The organism is Streptomyces sp. NPDC017520 (assembly GCF_044329855.1).
Lineage (GTDB): Bacteria > Actinomycetota > Actinomycetes > Streptomycetales > Streptomycetaceae > Streptomyces.
In genome coordinates, this window is record NZ_JBIRKB010000001.1 from 286160 (window position 1) to 312588 (window position 26429).

Genomic DNA, 26429 nt, shown 5'->3' on the forward strand with positions numbered 1-26429 from the left:
TGCCCTGACCGGCAAGAGGCCCCCGAGGACGGATAGGCTCAAGAGCATGAGCGAGACCCCGGACAGCGCCGTCCGTACGTACACCGAACAGCACCGCGCAGCCTTCCTCGACGACCTCGCGGAGTGGCTGCGCATCCCGTCCGTCTCCGCGCAGCCGGAGCACGACGGGGACGTACGGCGCAGCGCGGAGTGGCTGAGCGCCAAGCTCAAGGAGACCGGTTTCCCGGTCACCGAGATCTGGGAGACCCCCGGGGCGCCCGCGGTCTTCGCCGAGTGGCCCAGCGAGGATCCGGACGCCCCGACGGTCCTGGTCTACGGCCACCACGACGTGCAGCCCGCCGCCCGCGAGGACGGCTGGGCGACCGACCCGTTCGAGCCGGTGATCCGGGACGGCCGGATGTACGGACGCGGCGCGGCCGACGACAAGGGACAGGTGTTCTTCCACACCCTCGGGGTGCGCGCCCACCTCGCGGCGACCGGCCGCTCCACCCCCGCCGTCCACCTCAAGCTGCTGATCGAGGGCGAGGAGGAGTCGGGCTCCCCGAACTTCCGCGCCCTGGCCGAGCAGCGGGCGGACCGGCTCGCCGCCGACGCGGTGATCGTCTCGGACACCGGCATGTGGGACGAGGACACCCCTACCGTCTGCACCGGCATGCGCGGCCTCGCCGAGTGCGAGATCGAGCTGTACGGCCCCGCCCAGGACATCCACTCCGGATCGTTCGGCGGAGCGGTCCCCAACCCGGCCACCGAGATCGCCCGCCTCGTCGCCGCCCTCCACGACGCGGACGGCCGGGTCGCGATCCCCGGCTTCTACGACGGGGTCACCGACCTCACCGACACCGAGCGGGCCCTCTTCGCCGAACTGCCCTTCGACGAGGCCACCTGGCTGCGCACCGCGAAGTCGGAGGCCGCGGCGGGCGAGGCCGGGTACTCCACGCTGGAACGCGTCTGGGCACGCCCCACCGCCGAGGTCAACGGCATCGGCGGCGGCTACCAGGGCACCGGCAGCAAGACGATCATCCCCTCCTCGGCCCTGGTGAAGATCAGCTTCCGGCTGGTCGACGGCCAGGAGCCCGACCGCGTACAGCAGGCCGTCCGGAGCTGGGCCGAGTCCCGTATCCCGGCGGGCGTCCGCCACCGGATCGCCTTCCAGCCGGCCACCCGCCCCTGCCTGACCCCGCTGGACCACCCCGCCCTCCAGGCGGTGGCCCGCGCGATGGGCCGGGCCTTCGGGAAGAAGATCCTCTTCACCCGCGAAGGAGGCTCCGGTCCCGCCGCCGACCTCAGGGACGTGCTCGGCGCACCCGTCCTCTTCCTCGGCATCTCCGTACCCTCCGACGGCTGGCACGCCCCCGACGAGAAGGTCGAGCTCGACCTGCTGCTCAAGGGTGTGGAGACGACCGCCCACCTGTGGGGCGAGCTGGCCACGGCACTGCGCTGAATGCCCGTACCCGCTGCCCGCCCGGAACCACTGAACGCCCGCACCCGCTGCACGCCCGAACCACTGCCCGCCCGGAACCACTGAACGCCCGCACCCGCTGCCCGCCCGGAACCACTGCCCGCCCGGAACCGGGACTCCGCTGAATCATCTGCACACCCTCCACGTATCTGTGCACACCCGATCCACCCAGGGGGAGTAGAAAGCACCTGTGAGCACCTTCGACAACGCCACCGCAGACCGCCCGATCGGCCTCACCGCGCCGAGCGGCATCGACCGCGCGGCACACCACCGCCTCGACGAGGCGTGGCTGGCCGTGGCGTGGAGCCACCCGACGACCCGTGTCTTCGTCGTCTCCGGCGGCCAGGTGCTGATCGACGACACCCCCGAAGGGGGCACCGAGATCGTCATGACCCAGGCCTTCGAGGCCCCGGTCACCGAGACCCACCGGTATTTCCTCGGCACCGACGAGGACGGCGTCAGCTACTTCGCGCTCCAGAAGGACACGCTGCCGGGCCGCATGGACCAGTCGGCCCGGCCCGCGGGGCTCCGCGAGGCGGGACTTCTCCTCGGCCCCCGCGACGCGGGCCTGATGGCGCACGCCGTCGCCCTGGAGAACTGGCAGCGGCTGCACCGCTTCTGCTCCCGCTGCGGCGAGCGCACCGTCATCGCGGCGGCCGGCCACATCCGCCGCTGCCAGGCCTGCGGCGCCGAGCACTACCCGCGCACCGACCCGGCGGTCATCATGCTGGTCACCGACGACCGGGACCGGGCCCTGCTGGGCCGCCAGGTGCACTGGCCGGAAGGCCGCTTCTCCACGCTCGCCGGGTTCGTCGAGCCGGGGGAGTCGATCGAACAGTCCGTGGCCCGCGAGGTCTACGAGGAGGCCGGGGTCACCGTCGGCGAGGTCGAGTACATCGCCAGCCAGCCCTGGCCGTTCCCCTCCAGCCTGATGCTCGGCTTCATGGCGCGGGCGACCACCTTCGACATCGCCGTCGACGGCGAGGAGATCGAGGAGGCCCGCTGGTTCTCCCGCGAGGACCTCACCGCCGCCTTCGAGTCCGGCGAGGTCATGCCCCCGTTCGGCATCTCGATCGCGGCCCGCCTGATCGAGCTCTGGTACGGCAAGCCGCTCCCGAGGCCCGGCAGCGCGAAGCGGACCGACTGAGCACCCCCGGACACACCACTGCCCCCCGGCCGGGCCGGGGGGCAGTGGTGTGCGCGACGGGCGGTCGTCCATCGGCCGGGATCAGGCGGCGAGCGCCTGCTTCACCTGGGCGAGCGACGGGTTCGTCATGACCGACTCGGTGCCCGAGGGGGCCACGATCAGCAGCGTCGGGACCGTCTGGTTTCCGCCATTCGCCTTCTCGACGAACGCGGCCGACTCCGGGTCGTGCTCGATGTTGACCTCGTTGTACGCGATGCCCTCGCGGTCCATCTGGCTCTTCAGCCGACGGCAGTAGCCGCACCAGGTGGTGCTGTACATCGTCACAGTGCCCGCCATGTCGCTGGCGCTCCTTCGTCTCGTCCGTACGCTGCGCGGCCGGCAGCGTCACTCACGGCCTGGCCGCTGTCGACGGCCCTTCCGCATGGATAGGGAACGTACGGGACGCGGCCACCATTCCCACCCCGCCCCCGTATCGGCCCCCGTACCAGCCCCCGTGCCGCGGTAGCCGGTACGACGAATACCTCACCCCTGTGGACAACCGCCGCATCCGCCCCGTGGGACCTGGCAGCATGGCGGGGTGACAGCAGCAACGCACTCCACCCTCTTCCCCCAGGTTCCCGAGACCCCGGACGCCGTGCTCGACGGGCTCGACCCCGAGCAGCGCGAGGTGGCTCTGGCCCTGCACGGACCGGTGTGCGTGCTGGCCGGAGCCGGTACGGGCAAGACCCGCGCGATCACCCACCGCATCGCGTACGGGGTGCGTGCGGGCATCCTCCAGCCGGCCACGGTGCTCGCCGTCACCTTCACCAACCGGGCCGCCGGAGAGATGCGCGGCCGCCTGCGACAGCTCGGCGCGACCGGCGTCCAGGCACGGACCTTCCACTCCGCCGCCCTCCGACAGCTCCAGTACTTCTGGCCGAAAGCCGTCGGTGGCGAGCTGCCCCGGCTGCTGGAGCGGAAGGTGCAGCTGGTCGCCGAGGCCGCCGCCCGCTGCGAGCTCCGGCTCGACCGCAACGAGCTGCGGGACGTCACCAGCGAGATCGAGTGGGCCAAGGTCACCCAGACCGTCCCCGCCGACTATCCGGCGGCCGTCGCCAAGACCCAGCGTGACGCCCCCCGCGATCCGGCGGTCCTCTCCCAGATCTACTCCACGTACGAACAGCTCAAGCGCGACCGCTCGGTGATCGACTTCGAGGACGTGCTGCTGCTCACCGTCGGCATCCTCCAGGACCGGACCGACATCGCCGAGCACGTGCGCGGCCAGTACCAGCACTTCGTCGTCGACGAGTACCAGGACGTGAGCCCGCTCCAGCAGCGGCTGCTCGACCTCTGGGTCGGGGACCGGGACGATCTCTGCGTCGTCGGCGACGCCAGCCAGACGATCTACTCCTTCACCGGGGCGACCCCCGACCACCTGCTGAACTTCCGCACCCGCCACCCCGCGGCGACCGTGGTCAAGCTGGTGCGGGACTACCGCTCCACCCCCCAGGTCGTCCACCTCGCCAACGGCCTGCTGAGCCAGGCCCACGGCAAGGCGGCCGACCACCGGCTGGAGCTGGTCTCGCAGCGCGACAAGGGGCCCGAGCCCGTCTACGCGGAGTATCCCGACGAGCCCACCGAGGCCGAGGGCACCGCCCGGCGGATCCGCGATCTCGTCGCCGCGGGCGTGCCGGCCGGAGAGATCGCCGTCCTCTACCGCGTCAACTCCCAGTCCGAGGTCTACGAGCAGGCACTCGCGGACGCCGGGGTGCCCTACCAGCTGCGCGGCGCCGAGCGGTTCTTCGAGCGGGCCGAGGTCCGTGAGGCGGGCACCGCCCTGCGCGGCGCGGCCCGCGCCGGAGGCAACGACTCGCTCCTCGACGGGGCGGAGGACCTGGCCGCCCAGGTGCGGGCGGTGCTCTCCACCAAGGGCTGGACCAGCAGGCCCCCCGCCGGATCGGGAGCCGTGCGTGACCGCTGGGAGTCGCTGGCCGCGCTGGTGCGCCTCGCGGAGGACTTCGAGACGGCGAAACCGGGGGCGACCCTGACCGACCTGGTCCGTGAGCTGGACGAGCGGGCCGCCGCCCAGCACGCCCCGACGGTCCAGGGGGTGACCCTGGCCTCGCTGCACTCGGCGAAGGGCCTCGAATGGGACGCCGTGTTCCTGGTCGGACTCACCGAGGGCATGATGCCGATCGCCTACGCCAAGACCGACGAGCAGGTCGAGGAGGAGCGGCGCCTGATGTACGTCGGAATCACCCGCGCCCGCGTCCACCTCTCGCTCTCCTGGGCCCTGTCCCGGTCACCGGGCGGCCGGGCGAGCCGACGGCCGACCCGCTTCCTGAACGGGCTGCGCCCGGGCTCGACGGCCTCGGGCGCGCGGAGCGGCGCCGGCGGCGGCGGCGGGATCGACCGGGGATCCGGCCGGGCCGCCGCCGAGCGGACCCCGGCCGTCGAGCGCAAGCCCAGGAGCCCGGTGCGCTGCCGGGTCTGCGGACGGACGCTCACCGACGCGGGCGAGATGAAGCTCATGCGCTGCGAGGAGTGCCCCTCGGACATGGACGAGGCCCTGTACGGGCGGCTGTACGACTGGCGTGCCGCGCAGGCGGCCCTGCTGGGGCAGCCGGACTTCTGCGTGTTCACCGAGAAGACGCTCATGGCGATCGCCGAGGCCGTGCCGTCCACCGCGGGCGAGCTGGTCGTCATCGCCGGCGTCGGCAACCGGAAGTTGAGCCGCTTCGGCACCGATGTTCTGGCCATCTGCGCAGGTGAGGCGATTGATGGCGAGTCCGAGGAGGGCGCGGACGAGACCTGAGGAAAACTCGTCCAGAAAATAGTTTGCGCCCGCCCCAGTCGTCACCATAGGTTCTTAACCACGGGAACAGCGACTTCTCTGAAGCCCTGATTCCGTGCTGTACTTATCCGAATACGCAGGACCGGTCCCGGCCGGTCCCCCTGAGACGCCGAGAGGAGGCGATTGAAGTGATCAGCATCATCGAAACCCAGAAAATGACCGATCTCTCGGTCGTCTCCGCCTGCTCGCTCGGCCTCACCCGCTCCTCGGTTGCCTCGCTTCGCGCCACCGGTCTGTCCGGCGTCTCCGCCGTCCGTCCGCTGTCCCTGGTGAGCCTCCCCGTGACGCGGGAGCGTAATGAGCGACCGATCGAGGCACCGGCGGCAGCAGTAGCGAAGGCAGCACAGGCTCAGGCCTATGCCTTTGCGGCAGCCGGTGCCGGAGCCGAGAAGCAGACGCAGCACCACCACATGATGTGGGCCTTCCGTGGGCCTGAACCCTGGAGTGATCCAGCCTGATCCAGCATCAGGCCGGCGCCTTCAGGGCCGCGGAACCCCACTCGGGATCCGCGGCCCTTTTGTTTTGTCCGAACGGACAGGACGGAGCGAAGGAGCCTCGGGACAAGCAGGACCTGGTACCAGCAGCCGCCAACCGGCCAACAGGCCGGCACGACCAGACGAGGACACCACCCACCGTGCACATCGAAACGCACGCCCCGTCAGTACCGCTTTCCACCCCGATCTCGCCGCCCGGCTCCACGGAGGACTCCACCTTGACCCCGCTCACCACGCTCACCGCGCTCGACGACGCCATCGAGAACCTCGGCGTACCCGTCCCCTGCCGTTCCTACGACCCGGAGGTCTTCTTCGCCGAGTCGCCCGCCGACGTCGAGTACGCCAAGTCCCTCTGCCGCACCTGCCCGCTCGTCGAGGCCTGCCTCGCCGGGGCGAAGGACCGCCGCGAGCCGTGGGGTGTCTGGGGCGGCGAGCTCTTCGTCCAGGGCGTCGTCGTGGCCCGCAAGCGTCCGCGTGGCCGTCCGCGCAAGAACCCGGTCGCAGCGTGATCGCGACCTGTGGGGTCCCCGCCCCCACACGCAGGCTCCGCCTCGGAACGATCGACCGTCCCCAGACCCATGACCCCCGGAATCAGGCACCAATGATCACCCCCACGAAGGAGCCCGTCGGCTCCGCCACCCCCGACGTCACCATCATCGGCGCGAACGACTCGCGTCAGAACAGGACCCGCGAAATGCAACTCATCCCAGAAGCCATGGCGCGTGCGCATATGCACGACCGCCTGCGGGAGGCCCAGGAGGACCGCCAGTCGGCCCGCCTGATCGCCGCCCGCCGGATGCAGCGCCGAGCGGAGCGCGCCTCGCTGCGCGCCCGCCGCGCGCTGGCCATGGCGGTCATGCACTGACCCGTGCACCGTCACCTCACCGCGGGGCCGTCCGGACACGGACGGCCCCGCGGTGCGTTGTACCGTCGGCCATCCGGTCACGGGGATATCGTCAGGAGGTGGACGAGGAGACCCATCCCCCCGAACAACCCGCCGAGCACGGCGTGGTGTGCGCCCGCTGCGGCACCGCCGCCGAGGGCGACACAGCCCCTCCCACCTGGCTCTGTTCCGTGGAGGACGGACGCCGTCTCCTCTTCTGCGAGGGCTGCGCCCGCCTCCACATCCGCGCGATCGAGAGCCGCCTCGACTCACTCTGGTGGTGATCGAGGCCCTCTGACCTCTCCTACGCCTGGAGGGGCTCCCCTTCCTGCTCCCCTTCCTCCTCCCCCTCCTCCTCGACGTACTCCGTCCCCTCCACCTCGGTCTCCTCGGCGTCCTCCGTGAGAAACCCCGGCAGCCACGCCTCCAGCTCATCGCGCAGCCGGACCGTCGCGCCCAGCTGGCACAGCACCCCGATCGTGCTGAGCGTCACCCGGTGGATGAGGACGTAGGACGGCGGGAGATTCAGCTGCCGGCCGAGCTGATGGGCGGGGGAGCGCGGATCGGCTATCCGGGCCGCCTGTTCCCGGATCCAGCCCCGGCTGAAGGTGAACTCCTCCACCTGCGTGGGCTCGATGATCGGGAGCAGGTAGTCGAGCACGGCGTCCGGGGCCAGGTCGATCGACTCCTTCACGAAGCCTTCTTCGCGCAGCAGCCCGTACACCCCCGCAGCGTCGCCCTCCAGCGTCAGCCGCAGGGAGTCGCCGATGTTCCGCGGCAGCCCGCCCGGCAGCCGGTCGACCGTGCCGAAGTCCAGCACCCCCAGCCGCCACGACCCGAAGGAACCGCCGTCTCCCACCGGGAGCGCCGCGCCCTCCGGATGCTCCGCGCCCTCCGTTTGCTCGGCGTTCTCCGGCGCCGGGGGCAGCAGCCGGAAGTTGCCCGGGTGCGGGTCGGCGTGCAGCAGGCCGGTGCGTGCCGGACCGGAGAAGAGGAAGCGGGCCAGCAACTGTCCCGCACGGTCCCGCTGTTCCGCCGTCCCCTCCGCGATGACCTCGGACAGCGGGATCCCATCGATCCACTCCGTCACCAGCACCTGGTCGGACTGGTGCACCACCTGAGGGATCACCACATCCGGATCGCCCTCGAACTCCGCCGCGTGCTCCTGCTGCGCCCGGGCCTCCAGCTCGTAGTCCAGTTCCTCCGAAACCCGGTCCCGCAGCTCGTTGATCAGCGGCTTGATGTCCATCCCCGGGACCAGTGGGCCGAGCAGCCGGGCGAAGCGGCTGAGCTGAGAGAGGTCGGAGAGCAACGCCTCGCCCGCGCCGGGATACTGCACCTTCACCGCGACCTCGCGGCCGTCGTGCCACACCGCCCGGTGCACCTGCCCGATCGAGGCGGCAGCCGCCGGCGTGTCCTCGAACTCCAGGAAATAATCCCGCCAGTCCTCCCCGATCCGGGTCGCGAGAACCTCATGGACCGTGCGCGCGGGCAGCGGCGGCGCGGCCTCCTGGAGCTTGGTCAGCGCGGCCCGGTACGGGCCGGCGACCTCCTCGGGCAGGGCCGACTCGAAGACGGAGAGGGCCTGGCCCAGCTTCATGGCCCCGCCCTTCAGCTCACCCAGGGTCTTGAACAGCTGGTCCGCCGTGCGCTGCTGCACCTCACGGGCGACCAGCTCGGCCGACTTTCCGCCGATCCGCTTGCCCAGACCCCATGTGGCACGGCCGGCGAAGCCGAGCGGAAGCGCGGCCAGCTTGGCCGTACGCGTAACCGCCTTCCGGGGAAGATCAGACATGTGCCCCTCCAGTTCCCAGACTGCCGTGCCGCTCCTGCCTCCGGTGTCTCTCCGGCGACGGCGGTCACCCCGCCATTGTGTCCTGCGCCGGAAGAGCACCGGAGGGCCGTTCCCTCGTAGCGCCCCCGGCCGCCCCGCAGGAGCAGTCCGCATGCGGGCCGATCGGCTCGGAACGCCAGTCCAGCAAGGGCAGAGCCGCCTCCCAACGAGCTCCGGTACAGGCAGGAAGGTCGCCGTCCAGAAAGGCCAGGGCATGTGCCGCGGCGAGACCGGCGACCGCCGTCGCGAGTCCCAGATCGCAGGCGGGCACCGCTCCCCGCCGCCCGGAACGCCACTGCGCCAGCATCCGTGGCCACTGCGGATCCCGGTCCGCGCGGTGCAGCTCCAGGCAGCCCGCGCACCCCGTACCCCCGGGCAGGACGAGAGGCCCGACCACGCCGGTGGCCTCGATCACTCCCGCATAGAGATGGGGAGTGCCCGACGCGATCCAGGGGCCGGCCGTGTCCGCCACGGGCGCGTACACCGCGAGGCCGTCCCGGGGAGCGACGACGATCAGGGACAGACCGGGCTGCCCGGAGCTCCCCGGCAGGTCGGCCGCCGCTCCGTCCGTCCTCGCCCGCCGGGGAGCGGGCCCGGGCGCGCACCGGCGGACGAGCCGGCGGGCCGCCACGTCGCGCCGTTCCCCCACTGATGCCGGGGGGAGCCCCGCGGGCGCCACGTCCCAGTGCTCGGCCCGGCCCCCGTCGAGCACTTCCACGTGCCCCACTCCGGCGCCCGACAGCACCGAGGCGATGGACGCCCCGACCCGGCCCGCGCCTCGAACCTGGACCCGCATCGCCCGCCGGGCCGCCATCCGGCGCGTGCCGCCACCCGGCTCGGGACGGACGACCGAAAGGGAGGCCACATCGGGTCGCTGGCGGTCCATCACCTCTGCGCGACGGCACAGGACATCGGCTCCCGGGCCGGCCGACCTCGGGTCGTCCAGGAGCCCGGCCTCCGTCAACCGTGAGAGCAAGGTGTCCACGTGACGTTCCGACAGGTCCAGCGCACGGGCCGCCTCGTGCAGCAGCGGCAGTCCTCGCGTGCCGTCGAGCAGCTCCAGAAAGCTTCCCGTGGCGAGGTCCACCGGTCCGAGCGTCACGGCATGTGCGGGTGTCACACCGAATTGCACGGTGTTCCGTCCGCGCCAGGCGCGGCGCAGTGCGGGCTTCAGCATCGGATACATGATTTCTCCCCCCGAGCGGTGTCGCGGGCACAGCTGTGCCCGCAGACCGGTTGATCCACGGGTCTTTCCGTGGGACCTCCGCCAGAATGCGGGCCCGCGCCGAACCTCGCCCGGAGTTGTCCACAGGCGCAGGTCATTAGTCATTCAAGCTCCTGGTCGTTCAAGCGTGTGGTCGTTCGCATGGTGCGTGCCGTGGTGCGGGTCGCCGCCAACCGTTCCCGGGGGCGGGACTTCCCCCACGGACAGCGGGTAACGTCGTGGCGTGTCCGCCGACCCGTCGCCCGGCTTCGCCGGGAAGCCCCCCGCGCCCAGCGCCGGAAGCCATCAGCGCAGCGCGGCAGCCCATCCGGCCCGCGCTTCGGCGACGAGCGCGGTCGAGGTCCGCAGGAGCACCCGGCGCAGGAAGTCGGTCTCCGCGTACCGCGAGGGCGACCGCACGATTGTGCTCATCCCCGCCCGGATGTCGGAGGCGGAAGAACGACGCTGGGTGGGCGTGATGCTGGACAAGCTCGCCGCGCAGGAGAGCAAGCGCGTCCTGGGCGACACCGAACTCGTCGAGCGTGCCGGGCGGCTGTCCGTCCAGTATTTCGACGGTCGCGCCAGGCCCGCCTCGGTGCGCTGGGTGACCAACCAGAACACCCGCTGGGGTTCGTGCACCCCTGCCGAGGGCAGCATCAGGCTCTCGCACCGCTTGCAGGGTATGCCGGAGTACGTGGTCGACTACGTACTCCTCCACGAGCTGGCGCATCTGCTCGTTCCCGGTCACGGTCCCGGGTTCTGGCGGCTGCTGGAGGCCTATCCGCGCACCGAGCGCGCCCGGGGGTACCTGGAGGGCGTCGTGGCGGCCGATCGGCTGCCCCACCTGCCCGCCGCCCGCGAGGAGTGACCGGGGCAGGTCGCGTTCGCCGATTCTGTACCGGGTGTGTACCGGCTTGGTCCGATGTCGTCGTTTGCGGTTAGCCTGACGCGACGCATTTACCTTCGGGATGGGGGACGGTCGTTACGCATGGCCAGGGAATTCCAACGCGGCCACAAGGCCAAGATCAGTGATCTCACGCCAGGGACGGATCTGTACGTAGGCGTGCAGATCGCGGCCCCGGGGTTGACCTTCGACATCAGCTGCTTCGGCCTCGACGCCCATGAGCAGCTCTCCGACGACCGGTACTTCATCTTCTTCAATCAGCCGAAATCGCCCGAGGAGTCCATTCAGCTCCTCGGCGCGCAGTCCGGTGACACCGAATCGTTCCGCGTCACGCTCGACCGTATTCCGGCAGCCATCCAGAAGCTCTCCTTCACCGCGACGCTCGACGGTTCCGGGCAGATGTCCCAGATCGGTCCGGGATACATCCGGATCGTCGCGGGCGGCGAGGAAGTGGTGCGGTACGCCTTCACCGGGTCGGAGTTCACCACGGAGCGCGCCGTGATGCTCGGTGACTTCTACCTGAAGGACGTCTGGCGCTTCGCCGCCGTCGGCCAGGGCTTCGACGGCGGTCTCGACGCGCTCCTGAAGAACTTCGGGGGCGAGGTCGCCGAGGAAGAGGCCCCGCCCGCCGCCGCCCCGGGATTCGCCCCGCCGGCCCAGGCCGCGGCACCCCCCGCCTTCGGCGCGCCGCCCGCGGCCCCGGCCCCGCAGCCCGCACCGGCCTTCGGCGCGCCGCCCCCGCCCCCGGCCCCGGCCCCGGCGCCCGCACCGGCCTTCGGCGCCCCGTCCGCGCCCACGCCGCCGCCCGCACCGCAGCAGCCGATGCACGCGGCGCCGACGATCGCGGCCCCGCCGCCGGCTCCCCAGGCGCCCCAGGCGCCCCAGGCGCCCCAGACGCCCCAAGGCCCGTCCCCGTACGGCCAACCCCAGCAGCCGCAGCAGCCCCAGTTCGGCCAGGTCCCCGGCCAGGGGGCGCCGCCCGCCGCTCCCTTCGGCCAGCAGGCCCCCGCTCCCTACGGTCAGCCCGCGCCGGCCCCGTACGGCCAGCAGCCCCCCGTCGGGATGCCGCCGGGTGTCCCGCAGGGCGTGCCCCAGGGGGTGCCGGCCACGGGCGCGGGTCTCCAGGCGGCCCTGCATCCGTACAAGGAGACCGCGACCGGGCAGCGCTGGACCCCGCAGAACCAGCAGCTCATGCGGGTCGACCTGACCATGGGCGGATCCGGGGTCCTGGCACGCCAGGGCAGCATGGTGATGTACCAGGGCAAGGTGGACTTCGGCTACAAGAGCGCCGGGTTCGTGGGCCGCGCCGTGGGGAACGCCACGGGCCAGGAGATGCAGCTGATGCGCTGCACCGGCCGCGGCCAGGTCTTCCTCGCCGAGGAGGGCTCGCACCTGCACCCGATCGAGCTGCAGGGCGACGCCATCTGCGTCTCCGCCGAGAGCGTCCTCGCCTTCGACGAGTCCCTCCAGTACGAGGTCCGCAGGGTCGAAGGGCACGGCATCCCCGGCGGCGCACTGTTCACCATGCAGTTCCAGGGCACCGGCACCGTGATCGTCAAGACCCACGGCACCCCGGTCGTCCTGCCGGTCACGCCCACCACGTTCGCCGACTGCAACGCGGTGGTCGCCTGGTCGGCCGCCTCCCAGGTGATCGTCTCCAGCCAGGTCCGGCTGCGCCGCAACGCGTACCCCGGACACAGCGGGGAGACCGTGAACCTCCAGTTCCGGGGAGCCCCCGGCAACTTCATCGTCGTCCAGCCCTACGAGGTCTGAGGGAGCCCGTCATGAACCAGCAACTCGCGGGCTTCGCCCCGACCCCCGTCACGGCCCGTATGGAGAACCACGGCAAGACCATGCTCAAGGTCGCCATGGCCTCCGGGCAGGACCTCTTCGCGCGCACCGGCTCGATGGTGGCGTACGAGGGCTTCATCCAGTACGAGCCCAACCCGCCCGCCGCCCGGCAGATCGCCTCCCAGTGGATCACCGGCGAGGGCGCGCCCGTCATGAAGTGCTCCGGCGACGGACTGCTCTACCTCGCCGACTACGGCGCCGACGTGGTCGTCATCAACCTCGACAACGACTCCATCTCGGTCAACGGCACCAACCTGCTCGCCTTCGACGCCCACCTCACCTGGGGCGTCGAGAAGGTCAAGGGGCTCGCCAAGTTCGCCGGACAGGGCCTGTGGAACGTTGTCGTCCAGGGCACCGGATGGGTCGCCATCACCTCGCGCGGCACCCCGATCGTCGTCGACTGCGGACGCGGCGAGGACGAGACGTACGTCGACCCGGACGCGCTCGTCGCCTGGTCCCCGAACCTCAAGGTGAAGGGCAAGCGGAGCTTCAAGGCCGGCTCGCTGATCGGCCGCGGCAGCGGCGAGGCGTACCAGATGGCCTTCTCCGGCCAGGGCATCGTCGTCGTCCAGCCGAGCGAGGACAGCACCGACCGGCTGCGGATCCGGAACTGACGGGGAGGGAGAACACATCATGCAGAGTCCGCTTTTCAGCCACACCGAGCAGCAGACCCAGGACCGGTACGCGATCCAGAACCCGCAGCTCCTGCGGGTCTCGCTGACCGGCCACGACGACGTCCTCGCCCGCAAGGGCGCCATGGTCGCTTACCAGGGCCTGATGGACTTCGACGGGGAATACCAGTCCCAGGGCCAGCGCCGCGCCCGCGCGAACACCGGCGAGGGCCTCGACCTGATGCGCGTGTCCGGCCAGGGCACCGTCTACCTCGCCAACCTCGCGCAGTACGTCCACGTCGTGGACGTCGACCGCGAGGGAATGACCGTGGACAGCTCCTACGTCCTCGCGCTCGACTCCTCGCTGCACACCGAGGTCATCGCGGTGGACAGCCAGTACGGGATCTCCGGCAGCGGCAAGTACCAGCTCAACATCTCCGGCTCGGGCAAGGTCGCCCTCATGACCTCGGGCCAGCCCCTGATGATGCAGGTCACGCCCGAGAAGTACGTCAACGTCGACGCGGACGCGATCGTCGCCTGGTCCAGCTCCCTGCGTGTGCAGATGCAGGCCCAGACGCACTCCTCGGGTGTCTTCAGGCGGCGCGGCAACACCGGGGAGGGCTGGGAGCTGAGCTTCCTCGGCCAGGGCTTTGCCCTGGTCCAGCCGAGCGAGGTCATGCCGCCGCAGAACGCCCAGATCGGCCAGGGCGCCCGCGCCCAGTTCGGCATGGGCCAGCAGGGCTCCCACGGCCAGAACCAGAACAACGCCTGGAACTGATCCGCACCCGCAAGCCACAGCGGTAAGGGGCGGCCTCCCGGAGGCCGCCCCTTACGCACATCCCTGCGGCCCGCCGCTACAACCGGGACCGCGTCGCCTCCAGCAGGCGCACCACGGACGCGTCGGCCACCCCCGGCACGTCCGCGTAGCCGAACCAGCGCAGCTCCAGAGACTCCTCGCTGATCCGCTCCGCCGCCCCGGCCGGCGCCAGCGCGGCGTACTGCACATCGAGGTGCCAGTTGCAGGGAGCCGGAATCGGGTGCCGGTCCAGCCGGACCGGTCCGCCGGGCAGCAGGGTGAGCCCCGTGATGCCGGACTCCTCCGTCGCCTCACGGAGCGCCGCCGCCTCCAGGGTGACGTCCCGCTCCTCGCAGTGGCCGCCCATCTGGAGCCACATCCGCAGCTTCCGGTGCAGGGTCAGCAGAACCCTCTCCCGCTCCGGATCGATCACCAGGGCGCTGGCCGTGACATGCCCGGCCCCGCACGCCTTCCACATGCCGTCCTCGTGCTGTGCCAGGTGATCCAGGTAGGCCAGACGTAGCTCCGCCTGGTCACCGGCCTCGTCCTCGGGGGCATAGCCCTTCAGTACGAGTACGGCGTCGTCGCGCAGGGTCACTGGCCGCGGCCGTCCTTGCCCTCGCTCGTGCCCTCGTCGTCGCCGTCGTCCTCGCCCTCGACGGACTCAGGCTTCGGCTCGTCCTCCGCCGCGGGCTTCCGCGAGCCCTTCGCCGCTTCGCCGAGCATCTTGTCCAGCTCGGAGAAGTCGGCCTGCTCGTGATGGACGAAGCCGTCCGGGTCGTCCAGATCGTGGGCCGTCGGCAGCATGTCCGGGTGGGCCCAGAGCGCGTCCCGGCCCTCCAGACCCCGTGCGTCCGTGAGCGAGGCCCACAGGCGCGAGGCGTCCCGGAGCCGGCGCGGGCGCAGCTGGAGACCGATGAGCGTGGCGAACGTCTGCTCGGCCGGTCCACCGGAGGCACGGCGCCGGCGCATCGTCTCGCGCAGCGCGTCGGACGAGGTCAGCCGGGACTTCGAGGCCTCGTGGACCACCGCGTCCACCCAGCCCTCCACCAGTGCGAGAGCCGTCTCCAGACGGGCCAGGGACGCCTTCTGCCCGGGCGTGTCCTCCGGCTGGAACATGCCCTGCTGAAGGGCGTCCTGCAACTGCTCCGGCTGGGAGGGGTCGAACTGGCCGACGACGTCCTCCAGCTTGCTGGTGTCGACCTTGATGCCGCGGGCGTACGCCTCGACGGCGCCGAACAGATGCGAACGCAGCCACGGCACATGGGCGAAGAGCCGCTGGTGGGCGGCCTCGCGCAGGGCCAGATACAGGCGCACCTCGTCCTGCGGGACGCTGAGGTCCTTGCCGAACCTCTCGACGTTCAGCGGGAGCAGCGCGGCCTTGCCCGCCGGCCCCAGCGGCAGCCCGATGTCGGTGGAACCGACCACCTCACCGGCCAGCACGCCCACGGCCTGCCCGATCTGCTGGCCGAACATGGCGCCGCCCATCGACCGCATCATGCCGATCAGCGGGCCCGCCATGGCCTGCATCTCCTCGGGCAGCACATCGCCCATCGCCAGGCCCACCCGCTCGGCCACCGGGTCGACCAGCTGCTGCCAGGCCGGCAGCGAGGCCTCGACCCACTCCGCCCGGCTCCACGCCACGGTGGAGACCGAACCGGACGGCATCGACGTCACGCCGTCCAGCCACAGGTCCGCCAGCCGCAGCGCCTCGTCGACCGCGGTGCGCTCGGACGGGCCCACACTGGCGTCCTTGGAGCCGTCCGGGGCGCCCTGCGAGACCGTCTGGCGGGCGATCTGCTTGGCCATGTCCCAGTTCACGGGACCGCCCTCGTAGCTCAGCATCTGACCGAGCTGCTGGAAGGCGGCACCGAGATCGTTCGGATTCATCGAGCCGAACATCGCGGCGAACGGGTTGTCCCCGCCCGCTCCCGGCCCGAATCCGAACGGGCCTCCGGGCCCGCCCGCCCCCTGCCCACCTTCGGTGGGGTCCTTCTTCTTGCCCTCGTCGCCGTTCTCCGGCTCCTCCGGCGGAAGGCCGAATCCGAATGGGGTGTCACTCACGGGTTTCCTCGGCTCGTAGGGCCGCCGGCTCGAACCGACGGCGACTGCCCGACATCACCATCCAGCGTAGACACCACGCCCGCTTCGGGCCTCAGTGCTCCGCCGACTCCCGGCCTGCGGCAGGATGGACGCCACCTGGTACGTACGCGTCATTCGGGTACGTACTGAAGACAACCGCTGGAGACGCCCGGTGAGTTCCCCAGATCCGCAGGTTCGCGCAGCGCGAAACCTGACCGACCCCTCGGCCGAGAGCACACCCGAGACGAAACGCCCCAGGAGCCCCAGAAACCGGGGCCCCGTCGTCGCGGTCACCGGCGCCGCCACCGGCATCGGCGAACTGCTGACCGCCCACCTCGCCGCATCCGACGCGATCAAGCAGGTCATCGCGATCGACGAGCGCCGGGGAGAGGCGTCCGAGGCGACCTGGCACATCCTGGACGTACGGGACCCGGCGATCGCCGAGAAGCTGCGCGGCGCGGACGTCGTCGTCCACCTGGCCCTCGACCTCGACCTGGAGACCGACCCCGCGGCCCGCACCGCGTACAACGTACGCGGTACCCAGACCGTGCTCACCGCCGCGGCGGCCGTCGGGGTCCACCGCGTCGTGCTGTGCACCTCGGCGATGGTCTACGGGGCGCTCGCCGACAACGATGTGCCGCTCTCCGAGGACGCCGAACTACGCGCCACCGCCGAGGCCACCGGCGTCGGCGACCTCCTGGAGATCGAGCGGCTCGGCCGCCGGGCCCCGCGCGCCCACCCCGGGCTCCACGTCACCGTCGTGCGCCCCACCGTCCTGGTCGGCGGCACCGACACCGCCCTGACCCGCTACTTCGAGTCCCCGCGCCTCCTGGTCGTCGCCGGATCGCGCCCCACCTGGCAGTTCTGCCACGTCGAGGACCTGGTGACGGCGCTGGAGTACGCCGCCCTGGAGAAGATCGACGGCGAGTTCGCGGTCGGCTGCGACGGCTGGCTGGAGCAGGAGGAGGTCGAGGAGCTCAGCGGTGTGCGCCGGATGGAGCTGCCCTCCGCCGTGGCGCTCGGGGCCGCCGCCCGGCTGCACCGGATCGGCCTCACCCCGTCCCCGGCCGGTGACCTGGCGTACACGATGCACCCCTGGGTGGTCAGCGTCAGCAGGCTGCACGACGTGGGCTGGCGGCCGAAGTGGACGAACGAGGAGGTGCTCGGAGCCCTCCTCGAAGAGGTCGAGGGCCGCCACACGCTCGCCGGACGCCGCCTCGGGCGCAAGGACGCCACCGCCGCCGGAGCCGCCGGAGCGACGGTCGCCCTGCTCGGCGCGGCCGCCGTGGTGCGCCGCGCCCGCAAGGCCCGCCGCCGCATCTGACCGCCCAACGGCGCCCGAGCCCTGTAGAAGGCTCCAAACCGGCCGGCCGGCCGCCGGAAGAACAGGCAGTTCCGGGATGTCGGAGCCGTACGGCACGATGGGAGCATGGCACCCACCCACGACCATCCCGGCGAGCACGCGGCGGCCGACCCCATCCGGCTGCTGGCGATCCGGGACACCCCGCTCTCCGTCGACGAGGTCTTCCGTGCGGTCGGCGACGACGCGGCGGGCGGCATCGCGCTCTTCGTCGGCACCGTGCGCAACCACGACGCGGGACAGGACGTCGGCGCGCTCGGCTATTCCTGTCACCCCTCTGCCGAGGACGAGCTGCGCCGAGTGGCGGAGAAGGTCGTCGCCGACCACCCGGTCCGCGCACTGGCGGCCGTCCACCGAGTGGGTGAACTGGAGGTGGGCGACCTGGCCGTGGTCGTCGCCGTCGCATGCCCGCACCGAGCCGAGGCCTTCGACGCCTGCCGCAAGCTCATCGACGACCTCAAGCACGAGGTTCCGATCTGGAAGCACCAGCGGTTCTCGGACGGGACGGAGGAGTGGGTCGGAGCCTGCTGAGCGCAAACCGGACCGGGGCGCATCAGCCCCGATTTGCGTAACCGCCCCCCCGCCATGAGCGTTGGTCTTCCGGATCGTTAATCTGCTGATCGGGCACCCGGTCGCTCATGGGGTAGGGAGGTCGTGATGGCGGCACTCGCTTGGCTGTTGATTCCACTTTTCGCTGCTGTCGGTGGTGCGATATGGGCGAGTTGGGCTGCCCGCAATCGCACGACCGGCGATGTCACCGAACTCGCCGGCTACGCCAGGTTCCGTGACGCGATGGAGAAGTCGCACTCCGGTTCCGGGGCTCTCTGAAGACCGACGCACGCCGCGTGACCACCTTCCGCCGCGTTCCGGTCTCCCCGTACGGACCGGCCCCGGCGGTGCACTGACAGGCCCTTCCCGTACTGTCGTTCCATGCCACGCAGCACCGCGACGATGCTCGCCTCCGCCCTCGTCCTCATCGCGCTGCTCTGCGCAGGCGTGCTGATCAAAGTGCCGTATGCGGAGATGTCCCCCGGACCGACGGTGAACACGCTGGGCGACGCGCGTGGCGAGCCCGTCCTGCAGATCTCCGGTCGCAAGACGTACCCGGCATCAGGGCACCTCAACATGACGACGGTCCGCGTCACCGGGGCGGAGTACCGGATGAACGTCTTCGAGGCCGTCTACGGCTGGCTGGCCCACGACAGCGTCGTGGTGCCGCACGACACGCTCTACCCGGACGGCAAGACCGAGGAGCAGTCCACCCAGGAGAACGCCGAGGAGTTCAGCCAGTCCCAGGAGAGCGCCAAGGTGGCTGCCCTGAAGGAACTGGACATCCCGGTCGCCACTCAGGTCGTGGTCTCCACGGTGGTCAAGGGCAGCCCCTCCGAGGACAAGCTGCACGCGGGCGACGTGATCAAGGCCGTCGACGGCACCGTGGTCAAGGCGCCCGGCGACGTCGCGAAGCTCGTCACCGAGCACCAGCCCGGCGAGGACGTCACCTTCACCATCATCCCGGCGAAGACCGCCGCCGCGGCCGAGAAGGCCGGGCGCGCCCCCGAGGGCGGCGAGGAGATCACCATCAGGACCGCGAAGGCCCCCGCCGCCGAGGGCGACGGCGAGGAGGGCGGGAAGGGCCGGGCGATCGTCGGTATCAGGGCCGGGACGGACCACACGTTCCCGTTCGAGATCGACATCAAGCTCGCCGACGTCGGCGGGCCGAGCGCCGGGCTGATGTTCTCCCTCGGCATCATCGACAAGCTCACCCCGGGTGACCTGACCGGCGGCAAGTTCGTCGCGGGCACCGGCACCATCGACGACGCGGGCGCGGTCGGCCCGATCGGCGGCATCAACATGAAGCTGGTCGGCGCCCGGAACGCCGGCGCCCGCTACTTCCTCACGCCCGACGACAACTGCGCGTCGGCCGCCGCCGACACACCTGACGGGCTCACCCTGGTAAGGGTCAAGACCATCGAGGACGCCACGAAGTCGATGGAGCAGATCCGTACGGGGAAGACCGCGGGTCTGCCGAGCTGCTCGGCCGGCTGACGGCCGCGCCGCCCGGGAACCGTACGACGGCCCCGGGCAGCGGCCCGATCAGGACTCGAACGTCGCTGCCAGCGCCTCGGCGAGGCCGGGCACCAGACCGGCGCCGGTCAGCACCTCGGTGGGCGAGTCCTTCTCGCGCAGCCGTACGGCGGACTCGCGGGCCCCGTCCCGCAGGACGGCCACGGTCATCCGTACCTCCTGCCGGTCGGGGTGCTTGGCGACCCACTGGGTCAGCTGCTTGTCGTTCAGACCGTCCGGCACGGAGGTCTCGGCGGACGGCGGCAGCATCAGCCGCTCCACCGTCATGGCGCAGCCGACCACGGCGTCGGGCCAGGCGATCGTGCCGAGGAAGTCGTCGAGCGCGGTGCCCGGGGGCAGCTCGTCCTGCTCGATCGGGGTGAGCGCGGCGACGGAGGAGCTGGGGTCCTCAAGGCCCAGCTGAGCGGCGAGGGAGGGCTCCTGGACCCGCAGCTGTGCGGTGTCGACCAGGGCGAACAGCCGGGCGGGCTGGTCCCAGCCGAGATTGGAGGCATAGGCGTCGATTTCGAGGACGGCGACGGTGAGCGGACTCGCGGCCATCGGGGGTCCTGCGGGGGAAACGTTGGGCATGGGCAATATCCTGCCTCCTTCCGCCCCGGGAACGGGAACTAGGTAAAGCCTCAGTAAGTTGCATAGGTGGGCTCTAGGACCGCTGGGCCCGTCCACACGACCGCGAACTACGAGGTGCGCACGTTGGCTTTCCAGATGCCGGACCGCGGCGGAGGCCCGACCGGGCCACGGATCAGAGTCGGCCGCCCGTCCCGGCGCGCCCGTACCCTGCTCATGACTTTGGGTGTCCTGGCGGTTCTCGCCATGGCCTTCGTCATGTTCGCCGGGTTCTGGACGGACTGGCTCTGGTACAGGTCGGTCGCGTATTCATCCGTCTTCACCACCACCCTGTGGACCAAGATCGGGCTCTTCCTCGTCTTCGGACTGCTGATGGCGATCGCCATCGGAGTGAACATCTGGCTCGCGCACCGGCTCCGGCCGCCGCTGAGCGCGATGTCCCTGGAGCAGCAGAGCCTGGACCGCTACCGGATGAGCATCGCCCCCTACAAGAAGTGGGTGCTGCTGGCCGTCACGGCGCTCATCGCACTGATCGGCGGAGCTTCCGCCTCCGGTCAGTGGCGTACGTGGCTGCTGTACGTCAACGGCGTGCCGTTCGGGCAGAAGGACCCCCAGTTCCAGCTGGACGTCGCCTTCTTCGCTTTCGACCTGCCGTGGTACCGCTTCCTGCTGGGCTTCGGCTTCGCGGCGACCGTGCTCTCGCTGATCGCCGCCGCGCTGACCCACTATCTGTACGGCGGGCTGCGCATCACCAGCCCCGGCGCCCGTGCCACCGGGGCGGCCACCGGCCACCTCTCGGTGCTGCTGGGCATCTTCGTCTCCCTGAAGGCCGTGGCGTACTGGCTCGACCGCTACGGGCTGGCGGTGAAGTCCAGTGACTTCAAGGCCGCGGACAACTGGACGGGCCTGCGGTACGTCGACGCCAACGCCTACCTTCCGGCGAAGACCATCCTGTTCTGCATCGCGGCCATCTGCGCCGTGCTGTTCTTCGCGACGCTGTGGCGGCGCACCTGGCAGCTCCCGGTCATCGGCTTCGGCCTGATGGTGCTCTCGGCGATCCTGATCGGCGGGCTCTACCCGGCGATCGTGCAGAAGTTCCAGGTCCAGCCGAACGAGCAGGCCAAGGAAGCGGAGTTCATCCAGAAGAACATCAATGCCACACGCGACGCGTATGACATCGATGACGCCACGGTGGACGACTACGAGGGCCAGGCGACGACGGAGGACGACGGCAAGCTGCGGGCGGCGGCCAACACGGCGGCCAGCTACCGCGTGATGGACCCCAACGTCGTCTCCCCGGCCTTCCAGCAGCTCCAGCAGCGGAGGAACTACTACCAGTTCCCCAAGACGCTGGACGTCGACCGCTACAAGGACAAGGACGGCAAGGAGCAGGACACCGTCATCGGTCTGCGTGAGCTGAACATCCAGGGCCTGCCCAAGCGGAACTGGATCAACGACCACTTCACGTACACCCACGGCTACGGCGCCATCGCGGCCAAGGGCACCACCACCGGGACGAACCCGACGGGGTCCCCGGACTTCAGCGAGTCGGGGCTGCCCACCACCGGTGAGCTCGGCAAGTACGAGCAGCGGATCTACTACGGCGAGAACACCCAGCAGTACTCCATCGTCGGCGGGCCCCAGAAGGAGCTCGACTACGAGGAGGACGGCGAGAAGACCACCAGCTACAAGGGCGACAGCGGGGTCAGTCTCTCCAACACCTTCAACCGTGCCGCGTACGCGGTCTCCTTCAGCGAGCCGCAGATCATGTACTCGGGAGCCATCGGTGAGGGCTCGCGGATCCTGTACAACCGCACGCCCAAGGAGCGCGTCGAGGCGGTCGCCCCGTGGCTGACCATCGACGGCGACGCCTACCCGGCGGTCGTCGACGGCCGGATCCAGTGGATCGTCGATGCGTACACCACGAGCAACGGCTATCCGTACGCGTCCCGGACCACGCTCGGCGACACCACGGCCGACTCGCTGACCACCAACCAGCGCGCGGTCGTCGCCCAGCAGAACCAGGTCAACTACATCCGCAACTCGGTGAAGGCCACCGTCGACGCCTATGACGGCAAGGTCAAGCTCTACGAGTGGGACACCAAGGACCCGGTCCTCAAGACCTGGCGCAAGGCGTTCCCGGGGACGGTCGAGGCCCGCGGGGAGATCCCGCAGGAGCTCATGGAACACCTGCGGTATCCGCAGGATCTCTTCAAGGTCCAGCGCGAGCTGCTCACCCGCTATCACGTCGAGGACCCCGCGCAGTTCTACAGCGGCAGTGACGCGTGGCAGGTGCCGGACGACCCGACGAACAAGGAGCCCGGCTCCGTTCCGCCGTACTACCTGAGCATGAAGATGCCGGGCCAGGACGAGCAGCAGTTCTCGCTGACCACCACGTTCACTCCCCGAGGCCGTCCCAACCTGGGTGCCTTCATGGCGGTGAACGCGGACGCGGCCAGCAAGGACTACGGCGAGATGCGGCTGCTACGGGTCACCTCCACCGTGAAGGGCCCGGGCCAGGTACAGAGTGAGCTCAACGGCAACGACGACGTCGCCGAGTTCGTGAGGAACCTCAAGGGCACCGACTCGGACATCGAGTACGGCAACCTGCTGACGGTTCCGCTGGAGGGCGGATTCCTCTATATCGAGCCGGTCTACACGCGCGGTGGCAACCAGAACTACCCGCTGCTGCGCAAGGTGGCCGCCTCGTACGGTTCGAAGATCGTCTTCGAGAACAGCCTCGGGGAGGCGCTCAACGCCGTCTTCGGAGTTGAGGACGAGGGGGCCACGACACCGCCCGATCCCGATGTGCCGCCGGGCGAGACCGACGAGCCCCCGGCCACCGGCAGCGCAGCGCTCAAGAAGGCCATCGCGGACGCCCAGAAGGCGTACTCGGACGGCGAGAAGGCGCTGCAGGAGCAGGACTGGCCGGCCTACGGCAAGGCCCAGGAGGCTCTTCAGGACGCCCTGGAGCGAGCCGCCGCCGCGCAGCCCAAGGCGGGCGGCGAGGGGAACAAGGCCGACGGCGCCGAGAAGCCGGCGGGCGATGCCAAGCCGGACAGCTCGGCCGAGCCCGCGAGCGTAGGGAAGCCTGCGGACGCGGACACGGCTGATCCGGCGAGGAAGCCGGATGCGGCCGAAGGGGCCGAGAAGGGCTCCGACCAGGGCAGCTGAGCAGAGTCCACCCCGCGTCGTGGTACGGTTTGAACACAACGACGCGGGGTGGAGCAGCTCGGTAGCTCGCTGGGCTCATAACCCAGAGGTCGCAGGTTCAAATCCTGTCCCCGCTACTGAAAAGACGAAGGCCCGGATCCCAAGGGATCCGGGCCTTCGTCGTGCCTGTTGTGCGTACGGGCCGTGTCGGTCCCAAGCTGTGGGCGGGAAGTGCGGTTCGCTGGGCAGTAGTTGCTTCCGAACGTGTTTGACTTGTCTCCCTGTGGGCATGTCGACAAAACGCTGTAGTGACCTCACTGGCCGCGATATACCAGGTGTACGCGGGTTACAGGTGGTGCGACGATGGTATTTATGGGGGACAGGGCAACTCTGTTGGAGACAGGGCGGTTTGTGCAGCGGCGCGGCCAAGATGGGGAAAGCGCGGTAGACGCGGCTTTCGCCGCTGCCATCGCCGGGGCGGGCGCACCGGTCCAGCGGACCGGCGCCATCGACGCGAGCGCCACCGCGACCGCGTCCGACGAGGACACCACGGACGCGGTCGACGCCGCGGACAGCGCCGAGAGCGAGGCACGCCACCGACGCGCCGCCGACGCGGGGGACACCGCGTCCATGAGCGTCCTGGGCGCGCTGCTGCTGCGCCGCGGCGAGCTGGCCGGCGCCGAGCGGTATCTGCGCGCCGCCACCGCCGACGGGGACCGCGCCGCCGCGAACAACCTGGGCGTCCTGCTGCACCAGCGCGGCTACCCGGACGAGGCCGCCGGGTGGTGGCGCATCGCCGCCGTGGCCGGATCCGCCGCCGCCGCGCACGCGCTCGGCCGGCACTTCCGCGAGCGCGGCGACGAGCCCGGCGCGGAGTACTGGCTGCGCCAGTCCGCCGAGCAGGGCCACGCGCTGGGCGCGTACGCGCTGGCCGACCTGCTGGAGCACCGCGGCGACGTCGGCGCCGAGCGCTGGCTGCGCGCCGCCGCCGAACAGGGGCACCGTGAGGCCGCCTACCGGCTGGCCCGCGCCCTGGAGCGGAAGGCCGTCGCGGACCCGCACGAGGCCTTCGGCCTGGGCCGGGGCCCCGCTTCGGGGCGAACCGGAACGGGCCTCGGCCTCCCCGGCGGCCCGCCCGCACCCGCCCAGGACGGACGGGCGACGGGTGCCGCGGGCGCCAGGAGCGCGGCCGACGGCGACAGCCCGGTGGCGGGACCCGCCGCCGGCCGGGTCGGCGAGGCCGAGCAGTGGTACCGCCAGGCCGCCGCCCGGGGCCACCGCCGCGCCGCCCTGCATCTCGGCGCGATCCTGGAGCAGCGCGGCGAGCTCAAGGAGGCCGGGCGCTGGTACCTCACCTCCGCCAAGGACGGCGAGCCGCGCGCCGCCTGCGCGCTGGGCTTTCTGCTGCGCGACGCGGGCGACGAGGAGAGCGCCGCCGTGTGGTGGCTGCGCGCCGCCCAGGACGGCGACGGCAACGCCGCCAACGCGCTCGGCGCGCTGCACGCCGCGCGCGGTGAGCAGCAGACCGCAGAGCGTTGGTACCGGGCCGCCATGGACGCGGGCGACGTCAACGGGGCGTACAACCTCGGCCTGCTCTGTGCCGCCCAGGACCGCACCCCGCAGGCCGAGCAGTGGTACCGCCGCGCCGCGTACGCCGGGCACCGCGAGGCCGCCAACGCGCTCGCGGTGCTCCTCCTCCAGGCCGGCGACGACACCGGGGCCGAGCCCTGGTTCTCCAAGGCGGCCGAGGCGGGCAGCGTCGACGCGGCCTTCAACCTCGGCATCCTGCACGCCGGACGCGACGAGAACCGTACGGCGCTGGGCTGGTACGAGCGCGCCGCGGCGGCCGGGCACACCGACGCCGCGCTCCAGGTCGGCATGGCCCTGCTGCGCGACGGCGAGGACCGGGAGGCCGAGCGGCACCTGCGCTGCGCCGCGGGCGGCGGCAGCGCCGAGGCCGCGTTCCGGCTGGCCGGGGTGCTGGACGCCCGCCAGCCGCCGCCGGGGGCGCCCGCGCTGGGCGAGCCGATGCCGGAGAAGACCGAGTGCGAGGAGTGGTACGAGCGGGCCGCCCAGCAGGGGCACCGCCGCGCCCAGGTCCGGGTCGGCATGCTCGCCGCCGCCCGCGGGGACGTGGAGAGCGCCGCCCACTGGTACCGGGAGGCCGCCGAGGCGGGCAGCCGCAACGGGGCCTTCAACCTCGGTCTGCTGCTGGCCCGCGAGGGCAGCGAGCGCGAGGCCGCCCTGTGGTGGAGCCGTGCGGCCGCCGCCGGGCACGGCCGTGCCGCACTGCGCCTGGCGCTCCTCGCCGCCCGCCGGGGCGAGCTGACCGAGGGGCAGCGCTGGTGTGCCCGGGCGGTGGAGCTGGGCCCGGCCGAGGTGGCCGAGCGGGCCGCGCGGCTGCGCGAGGCGCTGCACCAGGAGCTGACGGCGTAACCCCGTCGGGCCCGCGGGCCGGCGTGAATGAATTTGCGCCGCCCGACCTGCTGACGTAAAGTTGCATTCACCGACGCGGGGTGGAGCAGCTCGGTAGCTCGCTGGGCTCATAACCCAGAGGTCGCAGGTTCAAATCCTGTCCCCGCTACTGAAGGACGAAGGCCCGGATCTCATCGAGATCCGGGCCTTCGTCATCTCCGGCGACCTGGGAAGCCGGGCCCGCCCCGAGGCGGGCCCGAAGGGGTCGGGTCAGGCGGTGGCGGCGCAGCTCGGGCAGATGCCGCGGTACGTCACCTCGACGCCGGAGACCATGAAGCCGTAGCGCTCGTCCGCCGGCAGGTCCGCCAGCGGATTGCCCGCGGGGTGCACGTCCCTTATGGCGCCGCACCGGGCGCACACCAGGTGGTGGTGCGGGTGGTGCGCGTTCGGGTCGTAGCGCTTGGCCCGGCGGTCGGTGGAGACCTCCAGCACCTCACCGAGGGACACCATCTCGCCGAGGGTGTTGTAGACGGTGGCGCGCGAGATCTCGGGCAGCCGGGAAACGGCCCTCGCGTGGACCTCGTCCGCCGTCAGGTGTACGTGGTCCCCGTCGAGGACCTCGGCCACGACACGCCGCTGTGCCGTCATACGCCAGCCGCGTCCACGAAGTCGTTCCAGCAGGTCGCTCATGCAGCCCAGCCTAACAGTGGGGGAACCGAGTCCCGATCGGGTGTGACTTTGGATGGTCACT

The 26429-nt window shown here is 71.3% G+C and carries 23 protein-coding genes and 2 tRNA genes; 18 read left to right on the forward strand and 7 right to left on the reverse strand.

Translation table 11 applies throughout. The features are described from left to right. Window positions 1-46: 46 nt before the first annotated feature. Together ACH4KB_RS01295 and nudC are read left to right on the forward strand one after the other, a co-directional pair. The gene (locus ACH4KB_RS01295) at window positions 47-1441 is read left to right on the forward strand and encodes a dipeptidase (protein WP_398062447.1); all 1395 of its coding nucleotides are present in this window, start codon (window positions 47-49) and stop codon (window positions 1439-1441) included. A gap of 208 nt (window positions 1442-1649) precedes the next feature. Next, entirely contained in the window at window positions 1650-2606 is a 957-nt protein-coding gene (nudC, locus tag ACH4KB_RS01300) for an NAD(+) diphosphatase (RefSeq protein ID WP_398062449.1), read from the forward strand. An 81-nt stretch (window positions 2607-2687) separates the two neighbouring features. Here nudC and ACH4KB_RS01305 read toward each other — a convergent pair whose 3' ends face one another. Beyond that, window positions 2688-2942, reverse strand: a complete 255-nt coding sequence (locus ACH4KB_RS01305) for a glutaredoxin domain-containing protein (RefSeq protein WP_006127421.1) — start codon at window positions 2940-2942, stop codon at window positions 2688-2690. Between the two features lie 241 nt (window positions 2943-3183). On the opposite strand from ACH4KB_RS01305, the gene ACH4KB_RS01310 reads away from it, so the two are divergent. From ACH4KB_RS01310 to ACH4KB_RS01330, 5 genes are all read left to right on the forward strand, one after another. After that, a complete protein-coding gene (locus ACH4KB_RS01310) occupies window positions 3184-5400 on the forward strand; it encodes an ATP-dependent DNA helicase UvrD2 (protein WP_398062451.1) in 2217 nt (738 codons plus the stop codon). A gap of 167 nt (window positions 5401-5567) precedes the next feature. Further along, a complete protein-coding gene (locus ACH4KB_RS01315) occupies window positions 5568-5897 on the forward strand; it encodes a hypothetical protein (protein WP_398062453.1) in 330 nt (109 codons plus the stop codon). 176 nt (window positions 5898-6073) lie between these two features. Beyond that, the gene (locus ACH4KB_RS01320) at window positions 6074-6442 is read left to right on the forward strand and encodes a WhiB family transcriptional regulator (protein ID WP_006127424.1); all 369 of its coding nucleotides are present in this window, start codon (window positions 6074-6076) and stop codon (window positions 6440-6442) included. After that, window positions 6439-6798: a hypothetical protein gene (locus tag ACH4KB_RS01325; protein ID WP_398062455.1), complete on the forward strand. Its 360-nt coding sequence runs from the start codon at window positions 6439-6441 to the stop codon at window positions 6796-6798. The genes ACH4KB_RS01320 and ACH4KB_RS01325 overlap by 4 nt, the downstream gene beginning before the upstream one ends. Window positions 6799-6896: 98 nt before the next feature. Then, a complete protein-coding gene (locus ACH4KB_RS01330) occupies window positions 6897-7100 on the forward strand; it encodes a hypothetical protein (RefSeq protein WP_398062456.1) in 204 nt (67 codons plus the stop codon). Window positions 7101-7120: 20 nt separating this feature from the next. Here the strand turns inward: ACH4KB_RS01330 and ACH4KB_RS01335 are convergent, their stop codons facing one another. Then, window positions 7121-8611 carry an ABC1 kinase family protein gene (locus ACH4KB_RS01335; RefSeq protein ID WP_398062458.1) on the reverse strand — a complete coding sequence of 497 codons (1491 nt, stop codon included), beginning with the start codon at window positions 8609-8611 and terminating at the stop codon, window positions 7121-7123. 64 nt (window positions 8612-8675) lie between these two features. Beyond that, entirely contained in the window at window positions 8676-9836 is a 1161-nt protein-coding gene (locus tag ACH4KB_RS01340) for a ThiF family adenylyltransferase (protein WP_398062460.1), read from the reverse strand. Between the two features lie 262 nt (window positions 9837-10098). Between ACH4KB_RS01340 and ACH4KB_RS01345 the strand changes: the two genes are divergently transcribed. From ACH4KB_RS01345 to ACH4KB_RS01360, 4 genes are all read left to right on the forward strand, one after another. Further along, window positions 10099-10722 (forward strand): M48 family metallopeptidase, encoded by a 624-nt coding sequence (locus tag ACH4KB_RS01345; RefSeq protein WP_398062462.1) that lies wholly within the window; start codon window positions 10099-10101, stop codon window positions 10720-10722. A 120-nt stretch (window positions 10723-10842) separates the two neighbouring features. Then, window positions 10843-12531 (forward strand): TerD family protein, encoded by a 1689-nt coding sequence (locus ACH4KB_RS01350; RefSeq protein WP_398062464.1) that lies wholly within the window; start codon window positions 10843-10845, stop codon window positions 12529-12531. Between the two features lie 11 nt (window positions 12532-12542). Further along, the gene (locus tag ACH4KB_RS01355) at window positions 12543-13223 is read left to right on the forward strand and encodes an AIM24 family protein (RefSeq protein ID WP_097935650.1); all 681 of its coding nucleotides are present in this window, start codon (window positions 12543-12545) and stop codon (window positions 13221-13223) included. A gap of 19 nt (window positions 13224-13242) precedes the next feature. Next, complete coding sequence (locus tag ACH4KB_RS01360) at window positions 13243-13998, forward strand: AIM24 family protein (protein WP_398062466.1); 756 nt, start codon at window positions 13243-13245, stop codon at window positions 13996-13998. A gap of 76 nt (window positions 13999-14074) precedes the next feature. Here ACH4KB_RS01360 and ACH4KB_RS01365 read toward each other — a convergent pair whose 3' ends face one another. Further along, complete coding sequence (locus ACH4KB_RS01365) at window positions 14075-14614, reverse strand: NUDIX hydrolase (protein ID WP_398062468.1); 540 nt, start codon at window positions 14612-14614, stop codon at window positions 14075-14077. Beyond that, entirely contained in the window at window positions 14611-16080 is a 1470-nt protein-coding gene (locus ACH4KB_RS01370) for a zinc-dependent metalloprotease (protein ID WP_398062470.1), read from the reverse strand. The genes ACH4KB_RS01365 and ACH4KB_RS01370 overlap by 4 nt, the downstream gene beginning before the upstream one ends. A 190-nt stretch (window positions 16081-16270) precedes the next feature. Here ACH4KB_RS01370 and ACH4KB_RS01375 point away from each other — a divergent pair, with 190 nt between their 5' ends. From ACH4KB_RS01375 to ACH4KB_RS01385, 3 genes are all read left to right on the forward strand, one after another. Beyond that, window positions 16271-17422 (forward strand): SDR family oxidoreductase, encoded by a 1152-nt coding sequence (locus ACH4KB_RS01375; protein WP_398062472.1) that lies wholly within the window; start codon window positions 16271-16273, stop codon window positions 17420-17422. A gap of 105 nt (window positions 17423-17527) precedes the next feature. Then, on the forward strand, window positions 17528-17989 hold the full coding sequence (locus ACH4KB_RS01380; protein WP_215104556.1) for a molybdenum cofactor biosynthesis protein MoaE: 462 nt from the start codon (window positions 17528-17530) through the stop codon (window positions 17987-17989). A gap of 399 nt (window positions 17990-18388) precedes the next feature. Further along, window positions 18389-19504, forward strand: coding sequence for a PDZ domain-containing protein (locus ACH4KB_RS01385; RefSeq protein WP_398062474.1), 1116 nt, complete (start codon window positions 18389-18391; stop codon window positions 19502-19504). A 48-nt stretch (window positions 19505-19552) separates the two neighbouring features. On the opposite strand, the gene ACH4KB_RS01390 is transcribed toward ACH4KB_RS01385, so the two are convergent. Continuing rightward, window positions 19553-20113 carry a PPA1309 family protein gene (locus ACH4KB_RS01390; protein ID WP_398062476.1) on the reverse strand — a complete coding sequence of 187 codons (561 nt, stop codon included), beginning with the start codon at window positions 20111-20113 and terminating at the stop codon, window positions 19553-19555. 135 nt (window positions 20114-20248) lie between these two features. Between ACH4KB_RS01390 and ACH4KB_RS01395 the strand changes: the two genes are divergently transcribed. The 4 genes from ACH4KB_RS01395 (at window position 20249) to ACH4KB_RS01410 (ending at window position 25847) form a co-directional block, all read left to right on the forward strand. Continuing rightward, on the forward strand, window positions 20249-23284 hold the full coding sequence (locus tag ACH4KB_RS01395; protein ID WP_398063314.1) for a UPF0182 family protein: 3036 nt from the start codon (window positions 20249-20251) through the stop codon (window positions 23282-23284). A 42-nt stretch (window positions 23285-23326) separates the two neighbouring features. Next, window positions 23327-23400, forward strand: a tRNA-Met gene (locus ACH4KB_RS01400). Window positions 23401-23626: 226 nt separating this feature from the next. Beyond that, window positions 23627-25699: a tetratricopeptide repeat protein gene (locus tag ACH4KB_RS01405; protein ID WP_398062478.1), complete on the forward strand. Its 2073-nt coding sequence runs from the start codon at window positions 23627-23629 to the stop codon at window positions 25697-25699. Window positions 25700-25773: 74 nt separating this feature from the next. Continuing rightward, window positions 25774-25847: transfer RNA gene (locus ACH4KB_RS01410), tRNA-Met, on the forward strand. A 101-nt stretch (window positions 25848-25948) separates the two neighbouring features. On the opposite strand, the gene ACH4KB_RS01415 is transcribed toward ACH4KB_RS01410, so the two are convergent. Further along, window positions 25949-26368 carry a Fur family transcriptional regulator gene (locus ACH4KB_RS01415; RefSeq protein WP_026290746.1) on the reverse strand — a complete coding sequence of 140 codons (420 nt, stop codon included), beginning with the start codon at window positions 26366-26368 and terminating at the stop codon, window positions 25949-25951. Window positions 26369-26429: the final 61 nt, after the last annotated feature.